This is a genomic window from Streptacidiphilus jeojiense, assembly GCF_000719095.1.
In the GTDB taxonomy this organism is placed as follows: Bacteria; Actinomycetota; Actinomycetes; order Streptomycetales; family Streptomycetaceae; genus Streptacidiphilus; species Streptacidiphilus jeojiensis.
This window is the reverse complement of the sequence record NZ_JOEH01000032.1, coordinates 70,168-89,556: the sequence shown is the minus strand read 5'-3', so window position 1 is coordinate 89,556 and position 19,389 is coordinate 70,168. Positions and strand designations below refer to the sequence as shown.

23 protein-coding genes are annotated in these 19,389 nt (G+C 71.6%); 14 read left to right on the top strand and 9 right to left on the bottom strand.

Annotation, left to right across the window (positions count from 1 at the left end):
- Positions 1-18 precede the first annotated feature (18 nt).
- The 3 genes from IF29_RS0134430 (at position 19) to IF29_RS0134420 (ending at position 2,550) form a co-directional block, all read left to right on the top strand.
- Positions 19-714 carry a single-stranded DNA-binding protein gene (locus IF29_RS0134430; RefSeq protein WP_030263702.1) on the top strand — a complete coding sequence of 232 codons (696 nt, stop codon included), beginning with the start codon at positions 19-21 and terminating at the stop codon, positions 712-714.
- Between the two features lie 118 nt (positions 715-832).
- Positions 833-1,771 carry a hypothetical protein gene (locus tag IF29_RS0134425; RefSeq protein WP_157624082.1) on the top strand — a complete coding sequence of 313 codons (939 nt, stop codon included), beginning with the start codon at positions 833-835 and terminating at the stop codon, positions 1,769-1,771.
- Between the two features lie 299 nt (positions 1,772-2,070).
- Positions 2,071-2,550: an NUDIX domain-containing protein gene (locus IF29_RS0134420; RefSeq protein WP_232242716.1), complete on the top strand. Its 480-nt coding sequence runs from the start codon at positions 2,071-2,073 to the stop codon at positions 2,548-2,550.
- A gap of 52 nt (positions 2,551-2,602) precedes the next feature.
- Here IF29_RS0134420 and IF29_RS0134415 read toward each other — a convergent pair whose 3' ends face one another.
- Together IF29_RS0134415 and IF29_RS0134410 are read right to left on the bottom strand one after the other, a co-directional pair.
- On the bottom strand, positions 2,603-3,238 hold the full coding sequence (locus IF29_RS0134415) for a Cap15 family cyclic dinucleotide receptor domain-containing protein (RefSeq protein WP_030263688.1): 636 nt from the start codon (positions 3,236-3,238) through the stop codon (positions 2,603-2,605).
- A 7-nt stretch (positions 3,239-3,245) separates the two neighbouring features.
- Positions 3,246-4,163, bottom strand: coding sequence for a nucleotidyltransferase-like protein (locus IF29_RS0134410; RefSeq protein ID WP_051726412.1), 918 nt, complete (start codon positions 4,161-4,163; stop codon positions 3,246-3,248).
- A 477-nt stretch (positions 4,164-4,640) separates the two neighbouring features.
- Here IF29_RS0134410 and IF29_RS0134405 point away from each other — a divergent pair, with 477 nt between their 5' ends.
- The 3 genes from IF29_RS0134405 (at position 4,641) to IF29_RS0134395 (ending at position 6,926) form a co-directional block, all read left to right on the top strand.
- Positions 4,641-5,348, top strand: a complete 708-nt coding sequence (locus IF29_RS0134405) for a hypothetical protein (protein ID WP_157624081.1) — start codon at positions 4,641-4,643, stop codon at positions 5,346-5,348.
- Between the two features lie 229 nt (positions 5,349-5,577).
- On the top strand, positions 5,578-6,042 hold the full coding sequence (locus IF29_RS0134400; RefSeq protein ID WP_030263681.1) for a hypothetical protein: 465 nt from the start codon (positions 5,578-5,580) through the stop codon (positions 6,040-6,042).
- On the top strand, positions 6,039-6,926 hold the full coding sequence (locus IF29_RS0134395; protein ID WP_051726411.1) for a replication-relaxation family protein: 888 nt from the start codon (positions 6,039-6,041) through the stop codon (positions 6,924-6,926). Before IF29_RS0134400 ends, IF29_RS0134395 begins: the two co-directional genes overlap by 4 nt.
- A 67-nt stretch (positions 6,927-6,993) precedes the next feature.
- On the opposite strand, the gene IF29_RS46480 is transcribed toward IF29_RS0134395, so the two are convergent.
- The gene (locus tag IF29_RS46480) at positions 6,994-7,212 is read right to left on the bottom strand and encodes a hypothetical protein (protein WP_157624080.1); all 219 of its coding nucleotides are present in this window, start codon (positions 7,210-7,212) and stop codon (positions 6,994-6,996) included.
- Between the two features lie 284 nt (positions 7,213-7,496).
- On the bottom strand, positions 7,497-7,928 hold the full coding sequence (locus IF29_RS0134385; RefSeq protein ID WP_030263673.1) for a hypothetical protein: 432 nt from the start codon (positions 7,926-7,928) through the stop codon (positions 7,497-7,499).
- A 204-nt stretch (positions 7,929-8,132) separates the two neighbouring features.
- On the opposite strand from IF29_RS0134385, the gene IF29_RS0134380 reads away from it, so the two are divergent.
- Together IF29_RS0134380 and IF29_RS0134375 are read left to right on the top strand one after the other, a co-directional pair.
- The gene (locus tag IF29_RS0134380) at positions 8,133-8,528 is read left to right on the top strand and encodes a hypothetical protein (RefSeq protein ID WP_030263670.1); all 396 of its coding nucleotides are present in this window, start codon (positions 8,133-8,135) and stop codon (positions 8,526-8,528) included.
- 196 nt (positions 8,529-8,724) lie between these two features.
- Positions 8,725-9,210 (top strand): restriction endonuclease, encoded by a 486-nt coding sequence (locus IF29_RS0134375; RefSeq protein ID WP_051726410.1) that lies wholly within the window; start codon positions 8,725-8,727, stop codon positions 9,208-9,210.
- Between the two features lie 189 nt (positions 9,211-9,399).
- Here IF29_RS0134375 and IF29_RS0134370 read toward each other — a convergent pair whose 3' ends face one another.
- Positions 9,400-10,410, bottom strand: coding sequence for a DNA polymerase Y family protein (locus IF29_RS0134370; protein WP_063757679.1), 1,011 nt, complete (start codon positions 10,408-10,410; stop codon positions 9,400-9,402).
- On the bottom strand, positions 10,407-13,865 hold the full coding sequence (locus IF29_RS0134365) for a DNA polymerase III subunit alpha (protein ID WP_030263654.1): 3,459 nt from the start codon (positions 13,863-13,865) through the stop codon (positions 10,407-10,409). Before IF29_RS0134365 ends, IF29_RS0134370 begins: the two co-directional genes overlap by 4 nt.
- A 479-nt stretch (positions 13,866-14,344) precedes the next feature.
- Here IF29_RS0134365 and IF29_RS47120 point away from each other — a divergent pair, with 479 nt between their 5' ends.
- The 6 genes from IF29_RS47120 to IF29_RS46475 all read left to right on the top strand — a co-directional run bounded on the left by IF29_RS47120 (position 14,345) and on the right by IF29_RS46475 (position 17,929).
- Positions 14,345-14,578: a hypothetical protein gene (locus IF29_RS47120; RefSeq protein WP_198037638.1), complete on the top strand. Its 234-nt coding sequence runs from the start codon at positions 14,345-14,347 to the stop codon at positions 14,576-14,578.
- A gap of 17 nt (positions 14,579-14,595) precedes the next feature.
- Entirely contained in the window at positions 14,596-14,970 is a 375-nt protein-coding gene (locus IF29_RS0134355) for a hypothetical protein (protein WP_030263649.1), read from the top strand.
- An 823-nt stretch (positions 14,971-15,793) separates the two neighbouring features.
- Entirely contained in the window at positions 15,794-16,234 is a 441-nt protein-coding gene (locus IF29_RS0134350; RefSeq protein WP_051726407.1) for a hypothetical protein, read from the top strand.
- Positions 16,235-16,401: 167 nt separating this feature from the next.
- Positions 16,402-17,181 (top strand): hypothetical protein, encoded by a 780-nt coding sequence (locus IF29_RS42650; RefSeq protein ID WP_037597657.1) that lies wholly within the window; start codon positions 16,402-16,404, stop codon positions 17,179-17,181.
- Between the two features lie 86 nt (positions 17,182-17,267).
- Positions 17,268-17,804, top strand: a complete 537-nt coding sequence (locus tag IF29_RS42645) for a hypothetical protein (protein WP_051726406.1) — start codon at positions 17,268-17,270, stop codon at positions 17,802-17,804.
- Positions 17,762-17,929 (top strand): hypothetical protein, encoded by a 168-nt coding sequence (locus IF29_RS46475; RefSeq protein WP_157624079.1) that lies wholly within the window; start codon positions 17,762-17,764, stop codon positions 17,927-17,929. Before IF29_RS42645 ends, IF29_RS46475 begins: the two co-directional genes overlap by 43 nt.
- Positions 17,930-17,944: 15 nt before the next feature.
- On the opposite strand, the gene IF29_RS0134335 is transcribed toward IF29_RS46475, so the two are convergent.
- Genes IF29_RS0134335 through IF29_RS0134325 form a run of 3 tightly spaced genes read right to left on the bottom strand, consistent with a single transcriptional unit; the run spans position 17,945 to position 19,363 of the window.
- On the bottom strand, positions 17,945-18,247 hold the full coding sequence (locus IF29_RS0134335) for a hypothetical protein (protein WP_030263644.1): 303 nt from the start codon (positions 18,245-18,247) through the stop codon (positions 17,945-17,947).
- Positions 18,247-18,726: a hypothetical protein gene (locus IF29_RS0134330; protein WP_030263640.1), complete on the bottom strand. Its 480-nt coding sequence runs from the start codon at positions 18,724-18,726 to the stop codon at positions 18,247-18,249. The genes IF29_RS0134335 and IF29_RS0134330 overlap by 1 nt, the downstream gene beginning before the upstream one ends.
- A 31-nt stretch (positions 18,727-18,757) precedes the next feature.
- Positions 18,758-19,363, bottom strand: coding sequence for a helix-turn-helix domain-containing protein (locus tag IF29_RS0134325; protein ID WP_157624078.1), 606 nt, complete (start codon positions 19,361-19,363; stop codon positions 18,758-18,760).
- Positions 19,364-19,389 lie beyond the last annotated feature (26 nt).

Sequence of the window (19,389 nt, the reverse complement as noted above, 5' to 3'; positions counted from 1 at the left end):
CACGGTGGGCCAGCCGGCGTGGTCGCGCGGGCCGAGCGCGAGGTCGACCAGGGTGGTCACCCGCGGGTCGTGCAGCGGGAGGTCATCCGCCACCACACCGACGTCCGGGCCCTGGCCGCGCACACCGCCGCGGACCTGCACGGCGAGCGCGACCACCTGGCCAGCCTGGCCCACCGCACCGGCGACCCCGGGCTGCTGGACATCGCCGTCCTGGCCCACCGCCTGGCGCAGGACGCCGACGCGATCGGCCGATCCGCCCGCGCCGACCGGCAGCGCCAGGGCGCCGACCGGGCCCGCACCGCGCTGCGCACCGCACCCGCCGGCAACACCGCCGCCACGCTGAGCCCCCAGTTCGCCGCCCCTCCCACCGCCCGGGCCGAACCGGTCGCCGCCCCCGCCGTCCTGACCGGCACCCTGACCCGCGGCCCCGAACTGCGCACCGCCGACGGGATGCCCGTCGCGCGGCTCCAGATCGCCCTGGACCCCAACCAGCACGGCGCCGCACACCTCATGGTCGTCACCCTGACCGGCCACGCAGCACGCAGCGCCGCCGCCTGCCATCTGGCCCTGGGAGCACGGGTGGTGCTGGCCGGCACCCAGACCCTGCACCACTACACCCGGGCCGACGGCATCCCCCACAGCGCCGTCAGCTTCAACGCCATCGCGTTCGGTCCCGATCTGACCCACAAGGCCCCCCTGGCCACCGCCCGGTGAGGCACCCGGCGACCCGGGCGCGTCCTGCCGCGCCCGGGCACGTCCGGGGATCGCCGCGCGCACCGCCGCCGAGCCCTGCACCGGACCCGAGACCACGACCAAGCGAGAGGCCCCCTTCGTGACGAACACATCAGTACAGCTCAGCCTGCTCGACCCCGGCGGCCCGGCCCCTGCGGCTGCGCCGACGCTCCCCGCACCCCGACCCCGCGCAGCCGCCTCCCCCCGACCGCCCCTGGCCTGGGCCGAGGGGCGGATGGCCACCGACGAGGACGGCCACCGTGGCGAGATCACCGTGGAGGTCTCCCGCTCCGGGGGCCACCACCACGCCCGCCGCGACGCGGTGCACAGCCTCGCCCTGGAGCACGGACTGTTCAGCCGCCGCACCTGGTACACCCCGTGGATCAACGGCAAGAGCATCTGCGGCGACGGCATCGCGCGCCTGCACCCCGCCCAGCTCACCCTCACCGGCGACGCCTCCGAGCTGGCCGCGTTCACCGCCGCCCTGCCGCGCCTGCTGGACGCCGTCGAACGCGCCGCGGACCAGGCCCTGCGCCAGCTGGGCACCTGGCTGCGGGACACCGCCGCCGGCCAAGCGGTGGCCGAGGACCGCGACCTGCGGCCGCTGCGCACCCGCTGGCGCCGCGACTTCATCACCGCCCTCGCCCGCGACCGCGCTCTGGGCCGCGCTGCCGCGCTCCCCGAGCCGGACCGCGCCGCACGCTGGGACCTGCTGGCGGAGCACTTCGCCCGGACCGCCGCCCACCACCTGGACCCCGCCGGCTGCGCCGACCCCCAGGCAGCCGCCCGGATCATCGCCCAGGCCGTTGCCGACCAGCCGCTGACCGACCCTCAGCGCCAGGAACGCGACCGCCTCCGGCGCCGGCGCTCGATCCTCGACTGGCCCGAGTACCAGATCAACCCCGAGATCGGCGACGTCGTCACCACCGCCGGCCCCCGCCGGCACGAGGTGACCACCGCCCCGCCGACCGCACAGCTCGTCGACCTCCTGCAGACCGGGACCACACTCCACCGGCGGTTGCTACACCTGACCGCGTGACCATGGACCGGGGGAGGCCGACGGACGGCCGCCCCCGGATCTCGGTGATGCCGGTGCTCCGGCTCCGGGACTCCCGGCCGACCCGTGACTACTCGTCAGGAGCGGCCGATCCATCCGGTTCGGCCGTTGGCCAGTGTGGGTTCGGCCCCGTGCCCCATCACCACCTGGGGTGGGGCGGCCGGGAGTCTGACACGTTCGGGTGACCACATGGTGCGGGTGCTTCCGTTTCGGGCACGGAAGGGCCCGCTGCTTTCTAGGGTCGAGGGATGAGAGACGCCCCGCATACGGTGATGGATCCCATGACGTACGACCGGTGTCTGGCGCGCAAGCGCATGGCTGCCAGCGTGCTGTTCTTCGACGAGGCCGACCGGGTGCTGCTGGTCGACCCGGTCTACAAGCCGCGCTGGGAGGTGCCCGGCGGCGCGGTGGACGCTGACGAGTCCCCCCGCGACGCCGCCTGCCGGGAGGTCAAGGAGGAGCTTGGAATGTCCGCGGCTCCGGGCCGGCTGCTCGCTGTCGATTGGGTGCCGCCCCGGCCTGAACGCGGCGAGGGGATGATCACCGTGTTCGACGGCGGTGTGCTCACCGGCCTCCAGGTCGCGGGCATCGTGCTGCAGGCCGAGGAGCTTCAGGGCTATCGGTTCGTCGAGGTCGGCCAGGTCCACGAGTACCTCACCGAACTGCTGGGCCGGCGGGTGAAGGCCTGCGCAGCAGCCCGTAGGGCCGGGACGACGCTCTACCTGGAGAACGGCAGCGACGTGACCTTGGGCTGTACCTGAACCGCCACCTCCATGGCCCCGTCCCCGCCTCCAGTCCCAACCGCCACAGTGCTCAGGGAGCCGGATCGGCCGCCCGGGCCTGCTCGAAGGTGCCGAACTCGGTGGAGCGCACGATCAGCGCCGCGTCCATGTCGCCTGCGGTGAACCGGTCGGTGTAGTAGCGGCCGGTCAGCGCCTGCGGGCTCCGGCCGGTGACGCTCAATCGGCACACCCCGGTATGCCGCGGGCTGCGCTGCTGGTGCGCAACCAGCGGCGTGTTCTCGTACAGGAACCGCAACTCGCTCACCCCGGAGCCGTCGGTCTTCTCCACCAGGGCGCTGCTGGAGCGCGAGCTGCTCTCCGCGGTGCGCAGCGTGGCGTGGAGGGTCCAGAACGACTGCTCGATGGTCAGGTAGGCGCGGATGGGGCCGCGGTTGCCGCCGGCTGGGATGCGGCTCTGCGCACTGGGTGCCAGCGTCACCCGCCAGGTGCCGGCCAGCGTGGGGTGCCCGGTCAGCCGGTGGACGCCGGGCCAGCGCCACACCCACTTGTCGAAGGCGATCACCGCGTAGCCCAGGAGTGCGGGCAGGTAGGCGAAGGCGTACTTGAGCTCCAGTTCCGGGCGTAGCCCCAGGACGTACAGCAGGACGGCGTACAGGGTGGAGGCGCTGGTGGCGCCCCAGCGTATGGGCTTGGCGGGTGAGGTCATCGGGCGCTCACCCGTAGTTGAGGTAGTAGAACGCGGCCTCGATGAGCTGACGGCCGTCCTGGATGGTCCACTTCTGCCCCTCGCCGAAGACCTTCTTCATCTCGTTCGGTTCCAGTTGGTCGCGCCAGCCGCCAGACCACCAGTTCAGATCCCGGCGCAGGTGGGCCAGGGCGCCGTGCAGGGCGGTGTCCAGGGAGTCGGCCAGCAGCACGCTGTCGGGCACGTTGTAGATCAGGCACTCGCTGAAGTAGGAGGGCAGGGCGGTGATCAGCCCGTCGGCGGCCACGGCGTTCTCCACTTGCTTCAGGGCCCGGACCGCGAACTTGTAGCGGCGCTTGGTCCGGTTGTTCTTCGCGATGCCGTTGGCCAACTGCTGCTCGGGCCAGTTGATGACCCGGCCGCCGTCGCGGGTGAACACCACGCTGCCCTCGTCGAAGGAACTGCCGCCGAAGTCCCGGTACTGGCGGAAGGCGAAGCAGGGCACCACGTCGGCGCTGGGGCGGCTGCCGGGGACTGGCGGAACGTAGAAGGCGACGTTGTGGTTGGCGTCGACGTCGTTGAAGCAGGCCTTCAGCGCCAGGCCGAGCTCCTCGCGGAACCGCGCCGGCGTCCACGGCCCCTGGCTGGCCTCTGCGTTGTCGATTGCCCAGGGCCAGAAGCCGAGCATTCCGAAGCCGCGGTAGTGGGGCCGGTTCAGCTGGACCTTGACGTCGACGTCGGCGTCGAAGCGGACGTTGGTGTTGTTCGCGTAGGAGCCCTTGCCCTTGACCGTCAGGTCCAGGCCGGCGAACGCCGGATGCGCCCGCACCGCCCCGTTGACCATGCGCTGGGCCCGCTCGAGGCGGTCCGCTTCGGCCTGGGTCGGCGCGGCGATCCACTTCTGCAGAAGGATGATCCGCTCCACCTCGGTCAGTTGCCGACCCATCTTGCTGCTCCCGCTTCTCGTAGCCGGAGCGGGCCTCGCCGCTGCCGTCCGTACGTGCCGACAGTACGCTCCGGCACCGACAACACGACCGGAGTTATCCCGCCCCGGCACCGACACGGCTTGGTGGGGCTCATCCATCAAGTGGCCCAACCGGGTGGGTCGACGGCAGCCGATCCACTCCCGCCGGCCTCGCCCGCTCCTTGACCATGACGACGGACGCCACGGCCGCTCCCGCACCGCCGCACCCCGCAGGGCCCTGACCGGCGCCGACCGTCATGGGAGGTCCGTCGTGGCCCGGTCGGTGCGGATGGCCCGTCTGGGCGTGGTGCACTGACCATGGACGCCCCGATGCGTGGCGGCCCTGCATCCTGATGCATCCCCGGGTCGCCCGTTCAGCCCCGCTTGCGTGTTGACTATGGTATTTTTACCCATGTCGCCCACTGGATGTGGCCCGCCACCTACCTGCTTGGAGCCGTGATGATCCCCGCTGACGTCGTCCCCGTCGACTCCGCCTACGCCGCCGCGTCCCAAGGCGTCAGCCTGAGCACGTTCCGGCGGCACCGGGCCTGGGAGAAGCTCCCCCCGGTCCTCAGCCGGACCGGCGCCAAGGTCCGGCTCTGGTCCAAGGACCAGCTGGACGCCTCGATCAAAGGCCTGCCGGTGCCACCGCTGCCGCGCGAACTGAGCCGGGGTCAGCTGACGCCGGAGCAGCGGGCCGCGGTCAAGGCCGGCGCCGCGATGCCCACACAGCCGCACCCGGACGACCGGCTCGACTACGAGGAAGCCCGGCTCGCCCTGCCCGAGGACCGACGGCCCACGCCGAAGACCTGGGAGTCCTACCTGCGCGACGGCACCGCACCCCCGGTCCGGCCCGAGGACGTGCTGTGCGGGGTGTCGCACTGGCGCCGCGCCGACCTGGCCACCTGGAACGAGAACCGCCGGGGCCGCGGCGGCGGCCCGGGCCGGCAGGGCGCGCCCAACCGCAGCGGCATTGCGGGCCGGCAGGGCTGGGTGCTGAAGTCGGAGCGCTGGGCGCTGGCGGAGGAGCGGCTGCAGCGGACCGCGCAGCGGCTGGCCGAGTCACCGGAGCTGTCGACCGCGGAACTGGCCGCCGAGCTGGAGGTGACCCAACGCCACGCCGAGCGACTGGTGGCACAGGTACGCGCAGGTCAAGGGGCCGCATAGGCCTCTGGTGACAGCGCGGCATCCCGCTGGTTACTCTCCTGGTGATCACCAGTTCTCGCACGTCGCCAGCGATGCGGATGCGTGATGCCATCCGGGTGAATCTGGCAAGTCGGCTGGTGATCTTCACGGGGTTCTCTGCAGGAGTCGACACCGATTCCTCAGGAGGACACCGATGCACCCGCCGCTTCCACCAGAGCCCAGCTCTCCAGCTCCTACGCCCACGTCGGATGTGGCCGACACCTTCCTGGCCGCCGGCGGAAGCACGGCCGGGATCGGTCACCACCGTGCAGTGGCCAGCGCCGCGCAGCTGCTCCCGTGCGTCCCGGCCGGGACCTGCGACAGCGTGCTGCAGACGTCCGTCCGGTGCACCGCCGCTTTCCGGCTGATCACCGATGGGCGGTCTGCCGGCGCCCCGGCCCGGGCGGATGAGTTCCCGCGGCTCCACCACGACTTCTGGCTGGCCGACGCCGGACAGCGGGTGGACGCGCTGCGGATCCGCGGCGACAGACGTGGGCCCGCCAGTGCCCTGGGCGGGCCGGCTGCCGTCCGGCGCCCGGCTGTTGCCGACGCTCCGGACGAAGTCGTCCTGTGGTTCCCCGCCTCACGCGGCGCCGACGGCGCCACCTCCCTGGTCGAGCCGCCGGCCCCCTGCTCCCCCGCTCGCGCCGCCGGCTCCGAATCGAGGCACGCGTGACCACCACCGACACCACCTTCGCCCAGCAGGCCATCGCCGTCCTGTTCCAGCACCGCATGGCCACCCTCGCCCAGCTGGGCCAGCTCCTGTCACCGGAGCGGTCCCTGGAATGGCCGCGCAAGAAGATGAACCAGCTGCGCGCCCAGGGCCTGGCGGACCTCGTGAAAGCACCGCCCGGCGGCGCCGGGGTCTGGCACCTGACCGACTACGGACGCCAGGTCGCCGCGGACTGGCCCGAACTGCGCGGGCGCACCTGCCCCCCGGTGGCCGCCGACCCCCTGGCCGTGCGGCTGCGCGCCGCCCACACCCTCACGGTGCTGCGCGCCCACCTGGCCTTCCTGGCCGAAGCCCGGACCCGCGGGGACGAGTACGGGGTGCTCGACTGGATCCCCGAGGTCCTGCACAAGGTCACCGACCACCACCAGGACGCGGTGATCGCCGACGCGCTGCTGCGCTACACCGCCAACACCCCCGAAGGACGGGTGCAGTACCGGGCGTTCGTGGAGGTCGACCGCGCCACCATGTCCTCGGAGCGGCTGGCCGCCAAGCTGATCGCCTACGCGCGGTTCCTGGACTACACCCCGGTCCCACCGGGACGCCGCAGCGCGGCGCAGAACCAGAGCACGATGCCGATGTGGCAGCGGTTCTACCCGAAGTACCCCCGGGTGCTGTTCGTCATCACCAACTGCGGCGAGCAGGGTCTGCGCCACCGCATCGAGGACCTCAAGTCCATGGCCGGCGCGCACCCCCTGGCCGCGCACCTGGTGCGCAAGGTGCCGGTCGGCGTGGCCCGGCTGGAGGACCTGGAAGCGTACGGTCCCGGTGCTGCGGTGTGGACGGCCCTGGACGGGCGCTCGCAGCCGTGCGGCTGGACGGAGCTCTAACCGCTCTAACCGGCCCGGCGGGCGGGCGGACCCGGGTCGCCCCATCACCGCGCCCCGGCCGCCCCGGTCATCCCGGGGGCGCCGCGCTCGCCGCCGTAGCGGCGTCGACGGCGCGCTGGCCCGGTTCAGCCGGGCCGGCCTGCCCGTCGCGGGCGCGCTGGGGCGAGCGGGAGCCGACGAGCGGTGTGGAGTAGATCCGCCGACTGGGCGCCCTGGTGGTGGACCAGCGCCCGTCGCGGCTCCGCTTGACCGCGAGATCGTGACGGGCCTGGTGCTCGTGCACCATGACGCCGCCCGGGCCCCGGCAGGGAAGACCCGCCGGGGCTTCGCACTGCGGCTCCGGGCAGTCCTGAAGCGTCGCAGCCACATGTGCGGCCGGTGGGACTGGGTTCTCCTGCGCCGGGCCGCTCCTGATGGCAATCCGCATCGCCGCTCCCCTCCTGACGCTCCCCTCGGACGGGTCGCACACACAGCGAACGACAGGGGGCCAGGCCCGGTTATCGGTGATCCACCGTCCGAGGCGCCTGCTGAAGGCGGCCAACCGGCCGCGGCTCCCGGCGGCACGCGGCCTCAACCGGTCAGAGTGACGATGCGGGACTCGGCGCTGTCGCCCCTGCGCTGGTCGTGGGCGACCAGCCGGATGCTGCTGTGGCTGGTGCGGCGGTCGATGTAGACGTCCCCGTAGTGGCAGAGCTTGGCCACAGAGTTCCCGGTGGTACCCAGGCCAAAGTACATCTCCTGGGCAACCAGTTCGACGCAGTCGTCCCCGTCGTACTCGCCCGCGCGAACCGCATCGGATGAGTTGATCAGATTGCCGCGCAGACGGAAGCCACGGCCCTCGCGCGTGACCGCGAGGCCGACTACGCCGTAGGCAGCACCGGCGTTGATCCTGAGGTCGATCTGCTGGGCGCGGGTACGAGGCGCCGCATCGGCCGCAGAGACCGAGGGCACGAGGGCCAGCAGCACAGCAGCGGCGATCCAGGTCCGGCGATTCATCGTCATGATCGCCCCAACCCCCGCGAGGGTCCGACGGTCACCTTCCTCGGCATGCTCTCACCGGATCGAGTGGCACCGGATCGCGCTCGCCCCCGCCCACAGACCCGGCGGCCGATGCGGCATCAGACCACGGCCGCAGCGCGCTGATCTGCGGTTATCACAGCAGCACGCGGATACACGAATGTCAGGAGCAGTGTGTAGCCTCCGGCGGTGATCATCGATACTGACGCCGCCGTCCTCCCGCCCCGCCTGCTCGACAAAGCCTTCACCCGCTCCGTCGGTACCTACCTGGCGCACGCCGACCAGGACGACCTGCTGGCATCCCACCTGTGCATGGTGGAAGCTCGTGTTGTCCTGGACATCTACAGTGCCCTCGACCGCCAGAAGAAGGACCTTGAAAGCAGAGCGGCGGCAGCACGGGAACGTCTGCGTTCCCTGGTGAAGCCGGACGATACGACGCCGACGGACCAGGAGTGCCGGCAGCTCGCGATACGGACCGGCGACGCCCTCCGGCGGGAGTCGGACAAGGTCCGGGGCCTGCACCGCCGCGTCGCAGAGATCTATCTGGCCCTGCAAAAGGACTCACCGGATTCGGCGACGCCTTGACCGCTCCCGCACGGGTGACTTCTCTCTGGCCGAGGAGGCGATCGCCTGCTGGCGAGCGAGCCTCAGTGTTAAGGACAGGATCCAGAAGCTCGTCGCGGCGGAGCGCGAGGCCGCGCACGGCCTCGCCCTGCGCGAGGACCAATATCGCGGGCTGTGCCGGTCAGGGCACAGCATCACCTTGGACCGAATTCGCGAGATGTCCTTCACTCAGTTCGAGCTCGCTGTAGCGGACTTGGCCGAGCGGGACGGCTTCACCATCGAGCAGGCATGCGGTGGGGTCAACGACCGGGGCGCGGATGTCATCGCCGTGGCCCCGGACGGCCGGACTCGTGTGGTCATCCAGTGCAAGCACACGCGCCGCGGCAAAAGCGTGGGCGCGCCGGTGCTGTACGCGCTGAACGGGACGGCCCGCCCCGTTCATGGGGCCGATGTCGTGGTCGCTATTACCAACGGCTCCTTCTCAGAACCGGCCATCGACTTTGCCGACTCCCAGCAGATCAAGCTCATCGGCCACTACCTGCTGCGCCAGTGGGCGACCTGGGGCACTCCGCTCGCCGAAGTCCTCTGTCTGGAGAACCAGCCCGTTCCGCCGGTCCGGCCCGCGCGCGAGGCACTCAACTGGTCGGAGATCTGGAGCAAACTACTGAGCCAGCAACAGCAGAAGGCGGCTGCACCGGTGTAGGCCTGCTCGAGATGGATCGGCGCCGCCTTCACCAGGTGGCACCGTGCCGACTTCGAAGGACCGGACGTCGAGGTTCAGTCCCCACCGCCAGAGTCGAGCTGGGAATTGCGCGGGCAGGGTCGTCATGACACTGACAGTGGCCGATCCCGGTGACGGAGATGGTCCCGGCGGGGCCGGGGGCACGATCGCCTACGCGGCGTTGCGGTGACGGCGCGGATCGCTCAGCAGGGCGGCGAAGTGCAGGGCATCGGGGCCGAACCGATCGTTGGCCCGGTCCAGCAGGGGGTCCAGGCGGCGGCGGAGCTCGGTGCGGCGGTCGAACGTCAGCTGGAAGCTGGAGTCCTGGACCGGGCGCAGTTGCTGAGCGCGGACGGTCACCGAGCGCAGCCGGGCGCGTTGCAGCGCCAGGGTGTCGTAGAGGTCGGTGATGGTGTGTTGGAGAGCCGCGGTGTGGTCGGTGGCCTCGCGCAATGTGCGGGCCCGGGTGGTGCTGGACCGGTCGGCCATGCGTACCTCGAGTTCCAGGCGTCCGGTGACCTGGGCGGTGTGGCGCAGCCGGGCGCCGAGTTCCAGGGCGATGGACAGCAGGGCGCTGCGGGCGGCGGTCGGGTTGAGGGTGTCGCGGGGGAAGGCGCGGCTGGTGGACAGGGTGGTCGGGGGTCCTTGGGGCTGCACGGTCCGAGGGTCGGTGCCGGCTGCGCGTTCGGCGAGCAGGCGTCCGGTGGTGGCGGTGGTGATGCGCTGCAGGGTGGTCAGCGGTACCGGGCGCAGGTCGGCGATGGTGTGCAGGCCGTAACGGGCGAGGGCCTTGGCGGTCTTGGGGCCGATGTCGGGCAGGGCCTGGACCGGCAGCGGGTCCAGGAAGGCGGTGATCTGCTGCGGGTCGGCGGACAGGACCTGGATCGAGCCGGGCGCGGTGGTCTGGGCGGCGAGGGTGGCGAGCAGGCGGTTTTCGGCGATGCCGACGGTGGCGGTGATCCCGAACCGCGCCATGACCTTGACCTGGAGCAGCAGGGCCAGGCTGGCCGGGGTGGCGTGGAAGTAGCCCAGGGCGCCGGTGAGGTCCAGCAGGGCGGCATCGGTGGGCAGGGCCTGGACGACGGGGGTGATGTCGGCCAGGGAGTCGAAGATCTGCCGATACACCTCCTCATTCACGTGGTGGAAGTGGGCGTAGGCGATACTGCGGCGATCAGCGTTCATCCGGCGCTCCCCGGTGAGGACGTCCACAGTTTCCGGGTCGCGGTGGCGTCGCCGCCGGCCGGTCGCAGGTCGGCCCAGGGCGCGAGGGTGTAGCCGGTGGGAAGGGTCAGCACCCGGTCCGGGTCCGTCGCGTCCTCGGCGTCGGCGGGGGCTGTGGGGTGGGTGGCGGCGGTGGCGAGCTGCCGCAGGACCGCGTCCAGGCCGCCGTGCTCGCGGGCTGCGGCGAGGTCGGCGAGGTTCCAGGCCTGGTTGCCGACCACGCTCAGGCTGCGCGGTCCGCGGCGTGCGATGGTCCCGCGCACCAGGAGCAGGAAGCAGTGGAAGACCGTGCCGGCGCAGTGCTGGGCGTCGTCGAAGAAGGCGAGGTCGATCAGGCCGGTGCCGTCGTCCAGGGTCGCGAAGAGGATCCTCTTGCCGGTGCGGTTCGGTGGGGTCTGGTTGGCGACCTTCGCGCCGGCGACCAGGACCTGCGCACCGGTCTGCAGGTCGGCCAGCCGGTGGGCGGGTACCACCCCGAGCTCGGACAGCAGCTGGTGGTGATCGGACATCAGATGCCGCGAGCCGTCCAGGCCCAGCACCGCCAGCTCCGCCCCGAGTTCCTCCTGGGCGGTCATGACCGGCAGGCCGGAGGGAGCCGGGGCGCTGGTGGAGTCCGCCAGGGCCAGCTGCGTGGGGATCGCGGTGGCCTGGTGCTGGCGGTGCAGCTCGGTGATCTGCAGCAGCAGGTCCCGGCGGTGGGTTCCGCGTCCCAGTGACTCCAGTGCTCCGATCCGGGCCAGGCGCTCCGCCACCGGGAGGGCGGGGCGAGCGCGGGCATACCAGTCGGCGAGCGACTGGTAGGGCTGGCCGTCGACCATCCGCGCGGTCTGCTCCTGCGAGATCCCGTGCACCTCCGACAGCGCCAACCGCACCCCGAGGACGGGTCCCTCGGGAGTGTCGACGGATTCGGTGCGGTAGTCGGCTGCGGACTGCTGGACGTCAACGGGCAGGATCGGCACGCCGAACCGGCGGGCGTCGGCGACGATCAGTCGCTTGGGGTACATGCCCGGGTCGTGGGTGAGCACGCCGGCGTAGAAGGCGGCCGGGAAGTGGGCCTTCAGCCAGGCGGACTGGTAGGTCGGGACGGCGAACGCGGTGGCGTGGGCCTTGGCGAAGCCGTAGCTGGCCATCGCGGAAAGGATCTCCCACACCTGGTCCACCACCTGGGTGGTGTAGCCGCGCCCCAGGGACTGGGCGCGGAACCACGCCTGCACCTTGGGGATCCGCTGCGGGTCGCCCAGGGCGCGGCGGGTGACGTCGGCCCACCCCAGATCACAGCCCGTCATCACGCTGACGATCTGCATGACCTGCTCGTTGAACACCACCACACCCAGCGTGCTCTCCAGTGCGGGCACCAGGTCCGGGTGCGGGTACACGGGGGTCCGCTTGCCGCGCCGGGCCTCAATGAATGGCGTGATCATGTCAGCAGCCACAGGCCCCGGCCTGAAGAGACTGATATCGATGACCAAGTCCTCGAAGGTCTCCGGCTGCAGACGGCCGATCAGGTCACGCTGGCCCGGCGACTCAATCTGGAAGCAGCCCAGCGTCTGGGCCGAGCGGATCAGCTCGTAGGCTGCCTGATCGCCCGGGGGTACGTCGCGGGGGCTGTCCAGGTCGATCTTCTTTCCGGTGGTGCGCTGGATCTCCACGACGGCGTGTGCCATCGCGGACTGCAGCCGCACCCCCAGGACGTCCAGCTTGATCAACCCGAGGTCTTCGACGTCCTCCTTGTCGAACTGGCTCATCGGCAACGCCTCCCCGGAGGTCGGCACGACCGGGGTGCGGTCCAGCAGGCCGGCGTCGGAGATGACCACGCCGCACGGGTGCATCGCGACCCCGCGCGGCAGCGCGTCCAGGCCCTCCACCAGGTCCCACAGCCGCCCGTACTTCTCCGCGTGACGGGCGGTCTCGCGCAGCTCGGGCAGCTCGGCCAGGGCGGAGCGGGCGTCCTTGGCCCGGATGTGCGGGAATGCCTTGGCCAGGCGTCCGACCTCGTCCGGGTCGATGCCCAGGGCGGCGCCGGCGTCGCGGATCGCGTGCCGCACCCGGTACGTCTCGGGCATGGCGATGGCGCAGGTCCGTTCAGTCCCGAACCGGTCGAAAATCTGCTGATACACCTCCAGTCGCCGGGCGCTCTCGACATCGACGTCGATGTCGGGCAGGGTGCGCCGGTGCGGGGAGAGGAATCGCTCCATCAGCAGGCCGTGGTCCATCGGGTTCGCCGCGGCGATCCCCAGCAGGTGCACCACCAGTGACCCCGCCCCCGACCCGCGGGCCGCGGCGCGGATGCCGGCGGCGCGGGCGTCGTCGACCACCGAGCCGATCGCCAGGAAATAGCTCTCGAATCCCAACTGGCCGATGATGTCGAGTTCATGGTCCAGGCGCCGCCAGGTGGGCCCGTCGTGGTGGTAGCCGCGCAGCACCATGCCGCGCACGCACCGCGACGCCAGCACCCGGTGGGCCGGACGGACGTCGGCGCCGATCAGGGTGTCCTCGGGCAGGAACACCTGTCCGATCCCCAGGTCGCCGTGCGGGTCCAGGCGGCAACCGGCGGCGGTGTCCTCGGTGGCGGCAAGCAGCCGGGCGGCGCCGCCGTGCTCCTGGCCGGCAGCCCGAGCGATCCGCTCGGCGATCTCCTGCATGGCGGCGGCGGGCTTGAGCCAGCGCTCGCCCGGGTCCGGGGACTGCTCGTGCATGGGCACCAGGCGGCGCGCGGAGTCCAGCACGTCCGCGATCGGCGCCTGGGACCGGTGGGCGTAGCGCACCGAGTTGGACAGCACCGCCCCGATGCCCAGGTCGGCGGCCAGGCCCACGGTGCGGGCGGCCAGGCGCAGCGAGCCGGGTCCGGTGTCGCCCTGGCGGTGGGCGACCGCGGCCAGGCGCAGTTGGTCGCCGAAGGCCTCGCGCCAGGGGGTCAGGAGCTCGGTGGCGCGGTCCGGGCGTCCGGCGGACAGGGCGCGCAGCGGCTCGGAGTCCGGACCCAGTAGCACCGTGAGCCCGGGACCGGCGTGCTGGCGCAGCGCCGACCAGGTCAGCAGCGGTCGGCGGTCGGCCGGGTCGGCGTGGGCGGCGCTGATCATGCGGCAGATCGCTGCCCAGCCGGAGCGGTCGCGGGCCAGGACGGTGACCCGTGGGGCGGACTCGTCCACGAACGCGCCACCGCGCGCCGGCGACCGCCGCCCAGCGGTCGACGCCGCGGGCTCGGAAGGGGCGACAGCTAGGTCGACGCCGAACAGCGGGCGGATGTTCGCCTTCATCGCGGCCTTGGCGAACCGCACGCTGCCGGCGACGGTGTCCCGGTCGGTCAGTGCCAGGGCGGTCAGGTTCCGCTCCGCCGCGGCGGCGATCAGGGCGTCGGGCAGCGAGGCCCCGTAGCGGGCCGAGTAGCCGGACGCGACCTGCAGATGCGTAAACACACCAGCCGCTCCCTTCCGCTCAGACCCACACCGATGCCAAAAATGCCCCTTTCGCCCACTATCGTACAACCGATGTCGAATAAGTGTTCGAACTGGAGCGTAGCAGCCAACGCCGCCCGTGAGCAGAGGCCGCGCGACGCAGTGCGCTGTTGCGCATGTGTAGCAAGTTCCCTCGCGAGGCACTGGATCCCCGCAGGTCAGGACTCATACTTCGGCCTGACATGAGGGGTCTCGCGTACGTACCCTGGGCTCATGCACACGGCCCTGGACGCGCTGTTCCAGGAGCCCGGTCCCTGCGCGTTGTGACATCGGTGTCCGGGAAGGAGCCTCTGATGACGCACCGAGGCCGACCGAGGGTCCAACTCACCGCCGGTGGACCCTCACCGGACGAACAGCGGCGGACTGCAAGCGCCGCCAAAGCGCCGGCACAGCACTTCTCGAAGAAGCAGAAGTCTGCCAGGAAGAAGCTCAGGCAGCTGATGATCGAACTCAGCAGGGCCGTGAACACCAGGAACTGGCCGGCCGCATGCCGGGCCCGCTCCGCAGCGTGGGACGAGGTGAACCAACTGCCGGCCGAGCTCACGGGGGCGGAGAGACCACAGCTATGGGAGTACAAGCACCTCATCACAGCTGGAATCGACTGGGACCGCCGCGAAGCAGAACGCCGCGTCCCGGACGAGCAGGCCAACGAGGGCCCCACTCAGCCCTCGTAGCAGGAGACGGGCGGTGAATGGCGATGGAGGGACCGGGGCCGACGCCCTGGAAGCGGCACGACGACGAACACTGGGCCAACGGATGGGGCCCGCCCTCCAATTACATCCGATGCGGGTGCTGCCAGGCGTACATGGGAAGGTGGAATGCCGCCCGAGGGTGGCGCGTCATCTACACCGAGGACCAGGACTGGGCGGAGGTCATCTGTCCCAGCGCTCAGTGCTGGGAGTTCGCCGCGACGGACTGGGACCACCATGGCCAGCAGCCGGAAGCGCCCGCATCCGAGCTCAAACAGCGATCGGTCCGGCTGGACAACGTCATCTTCGTCTCGGGCGACCTGCCCAGCAGCAAGGCGTGGGCGGGCGCGAAACGCTACTGGCCGGAGCGTTTGTAATCAGTATCCCGGTGGGCTCACGTCGCTGATGCGCTGGGGATCATCCGTAGATGCTGTGGCACTCGCCCGCCAGGGCTCCGGGCAGGCCGCCGTACTGCTGCGCGGTCTGGCACAGGTCCCTCCCCTGGGGCGGGCTCTGCGGGTGCTCCTGGGTGGTGCCGCCTGCTTGATGGTGAGTGCCACCAGGGCGGTGAGCTGGCTTCTGATGCTGTTGCTCAGAGCGGGGACGGGGGTGGACCGCGTGACGCGGCGGCAGCTTCACTGTGGTCGGAGGGGACAAGAGGGTGGGGGCCGGTCTGGTGACCGGGTCCGACGGGCTTGATTGCGGCAGCAACGTAGGAGCGGCGCCGGCTACCGCGATCCAGGAGCGAGCGCTCGGTTCAGGCGCGGCAGGCGACGGCCTGGCCACCGCAGGTGCCGGTGAGCCGATCGCGGGCGGCGCGGGAACCAACTGGTTGTTCAGCAGCAATGGGTTCGAGGACCCTCCGTCGCACCCGGTCGCGGTGAGCAAGGCGCTGCCCAGCAGCAGGACAACGAGAATCCGTGAGGGTGCCATGGGTCCACTGTGGTGAGGCCACCCGATAGATACGCGTCACCACACGCGGCCGGGAACCAAGATCGCCTGACCGAGGTACCCCAGGTGCTGTCGAAGGCGACGATGGGACAGCAACCGGAGGACTCATGCGGAGATGCAGGTACCCGGGCCGGGGTTCGTGTGCAATGCATTCGTCGGCCTCGCTGGGCGACCCGGACCGGCCAGCCGACCGCATGTGCAACCCGACTTCCCCGGCGCACATGGACACTGAGGGTGGATGATGCCGCTGTGGACAACGAATCTGACGACCTGCCAGCGGAAACGCTCCACTTCAACGTCGCCGGCGCGCTGGTCATCCGCCCCGACCAGATGCCCGCCGGCGTGGACCTCACCTTCGAGCAGGCATGCGTCCTGATGGGCGTCGACCCGCACTGGGAGAAGGGCTACGCGCTGTGGGGACTGTACGGACCGCGCCCCGATACCGGGGAACAGCACCGTCAGACCCTGGTGAGCCGATTGGTGGCTGATACGGAGCTGGTCCTGGCACTGTGGCGTGCGGGCATCGAGTCCGGGTTGCCGCCGCTGGTCGGCCCGGTCGCCTTCAGCTCGGTGGTCACCGTCGCGGACGGCTGGCCACTGCCACTGGAACCCGTGCCGGGACTGGTCGCCGCAGGCCTCGCTGTGGTCGACGACGACACGACCTTCACCCACTTGCCGATGGCCGACTGACAGTGGCTACCGTCCGGCGGGGCGTTTCGGTGTTGGGTCCAGCGGCTGGGGCACGTCGACGGCTGGCTGGCTCTGGCCGGTCGGAGCGTTCTGGTCGCTCGGTCCGCACGGCATGACGGGCGGCCCGGTGGCCGGAGCATCGTGGGGCGGTGCCGGAGAATGAGCCTATGAGCGGCAGAAGCAACAAGGAGATCAAGGAGCTGGCCGACGCGGCGGAGGCCCGGGTCCAGCGGTACCTGGAGGAGCGCGGCTACGCCTTCGAGCACGAGCCGGACCTGGGCATCACCAAGAACCCGGACTTCCTGGTGACTGCCGCCGAGGCGAAGGTGGTCCTTGAGGTGAAGGCTTTCGACACCTTCGGGATGTTCGAGACCCTCCCGGTGGGTGCCTCCGTGGGGAGCCGGTCCATGGAGGAGGCGCTGAAGCCGGTGCGGCGGCAGATCTCCAAGGCGGCGGGGCAGTTGAAGGAGCTGGCCGACTCGGGGATGCCGCTGGTGGTGGTGCTGGACAACCCGGCCGGGCGGCCCGTCCCGCTGAACTCGTACAGCGTGGTCGCGGCCATGTACGGCGACCCGGAGGTGACGGGCACGCTGGGTCCGAACGGCGGGATCGAGGACTGGCGGTGGAGCGCCGGCCGGAACGGGAAGCTGACGATGGATCACTCCTATGTCAGCGCCGTCGCCGTACTGCGCCGGGAGGATCACGGCTCTCTGTGGGTGGCGCAGTGGATGGATGAGCACCGGGCCGAGTACGACCGCGACAGCGCCGAGTTCATGCAGGCCCTGGTCGAGGCCAGCAAGGAGGCCCCCGTGGGTGACGAGGTGTTCTTCGAGGTGTTCGAGACCGTCAGCGAGAGCGCGGTGCCGCTGCCCCGGGACGTCTTCAACGGGCCGCGTGACCTGCGCTGGGGGCCGACACCGGGCAGGGACGGGCTGACTCCGGTCTGATCGCCGGGCCGCTCGAACCCACGTTGGGGCGGGCCGGCGGGGGGAAAACCGCCCAGGGGGCGGGGCGGCGCGGCATAGTGCGGAGGATGACCGCGACATCGGACCGCCGTGCCCTTCCCACCCGCCGGCGCCGCCACGCCCGGCTGATCGCCGCCCTGACGGAGCTGATCGGGGCCTGCGCCGAGGCGGCGGCCGCGGTGTATCGGCCGATCGCCGCCGCGCCGCCCGTCCGGGAGGTGGTGGAGGTGGCGTTGCTGCCGTGCGTTCAGGTCAGCCTCACTGCCGCGCTGCTGCTGGACCGGGCCCGGGTCGAGGACTGCGCCCGGTGGCCGGACGTCGTGGTGTGGGAGCGGGGGGAGGCCCGGCGGACCTACACCGAGCGGTGCGCGGTGGCGACGGCCCGGGACCTGGTCGAGCAGGCCGACCCGCCGGGGGCGGGCGGCGTTCCGCTGCCGACGGTGGAGCAGGTTGCCGCGATGGGGCTGGTGGCCGCTGGCGATGAGGTCACTGCGCAGTGGCGGAGGGATCCGGCGGAGGCGGCCGCCCTGGTGCTGCAGCTGGCGGCCGGGGCGAGTTCTCGGTGGAGGAGGTCCTGGACCAGGCGGTCGACGCCGCGGTGCTGACCGGGCTGCTGGCGCTGCACGAGGTGCGCACCGCCACGGATCCGAGCATGGGTGCGGAGCTGTGCCTGGGGGCGGTCTCGCACATCGCGCTCGCGGTGGCGCTGGCGAGCGCGGACCTGGACTGACCGGGCTTGCAGCGGTCAGGGCTGCTGGCCGGGGTCGGCGGCCCAGGCGGGGTCGTACCGCACGGCCGGCTTCATCGCGCCGGTGAACTCTTCCTCCTGGTTTCGGTCGTGGGCCCGGTTGGCGGACCAGTTCCGGCGCGAGCGGATCGGGTGGACCGCGACGTCCACCAGGGTCACGGCCACGGCAGCCCGGTGCCGGAGCCCGCGGCCCGGGTCGGTCAGTTCCTGCTCGGCCCAGGCCGTGAGGCGGCGGGCCGGGCCCGCCCACCGCAGGATGTAGCCGCCGGCGGCGGCCAGCAGCAGCCACAGGGCACCCATCAGCTCGCCTTCCCGTAGTGCAGGCCGGTGTCGAAGTAGGAGCGTACGAGCAGCGAGATCTCCCGGCCCAGGTGCTTGCTGTGGGCGCCGTAGGGGCTCGCGGGGTACCAGGTGCCGCACGCGCACTCGGTCCCGGTCCCGGTGTCGGTCTCGCGGGTGCGGCCGGTCTCGAAGTGGCCGGAGATCAGGCTGGCACCACGCTGGTCGAGGTCGTCCGGGACGACGGTGGTGAACCTGGTCTGCGCGGTGGCGTAGTGCAGCGTGATCCACTCGCCCGGGTTCGTGGCGCCCGGGTCGTCGTTCGGCTCCCACTCCTGGGTCTGCTGGACGTCGGCGGTGACGCGGAAGCGCAGGAGACGCCCGTCGTCGGGGTGCAGGGCCTGGTGCCAGGTACCGTCGTGGCCGGGCAGCAGGGTGCACTGCGCCGCAAGCGTGTAGTGGGCACGCTGGCAGACCGGGGTGGGCTGTTCAGTGGCCATGGCGCCTCCATCGGACTGGTCGGTGACGGGATCAGTTCAGGTCGAAGTCGTTGGTGTCGTACTCGAAGTCCTGGGGCGAGAAGCCGCCGTAGCCGCTGCCGCCGTTGAAGTAGTCGGCGAGGGCCTGGCCGATCACGGCCCGTACCTCGTCCTCGTTCTGTGCGCGGGCCAGGGCGGCGGCCTGCTGACCCGAGAGGTTCAGGTGGACGTCGCGGGTGCGGATCGCGTCCGAGCCGCGGATCTCGAACGTCGTGGCGCGGCCGACACGGGCTCCGATGCCGGAGACCGTGCCGCGCTGCTCCAGCTGGCGGGCCTTGCGCTCGCGGCCGCGTTCGGTGGTCTGCGCGCGGACCGCGTCCGTGGCCAGTTTGTCGGCCGAGGTGGTCGGGCGCGGCAGCGGTGCCTGGCCGCGCCGCCGGCGGGCGGCGTTCTCCTTCTCCCACCGCTTCTCAGCGGCGCGCGAGAGCTGCGGAGGTGTGCGGGTGCCGTCGATCCAGCGTTCCACCGTCCGCTGGCTCACGCCGTAGGCCGCGGCCATCGCCTTCGTGCTGCCGCCGAACATCTTGTCCCTGACCTGCCCGGCCTGGGTGGTCGCGTGCACCGGTGCCTTCCGGGAGGGGAACAGTGCCTCCCTCACGCGGCCGAACATGCCCTTGCCCGCCA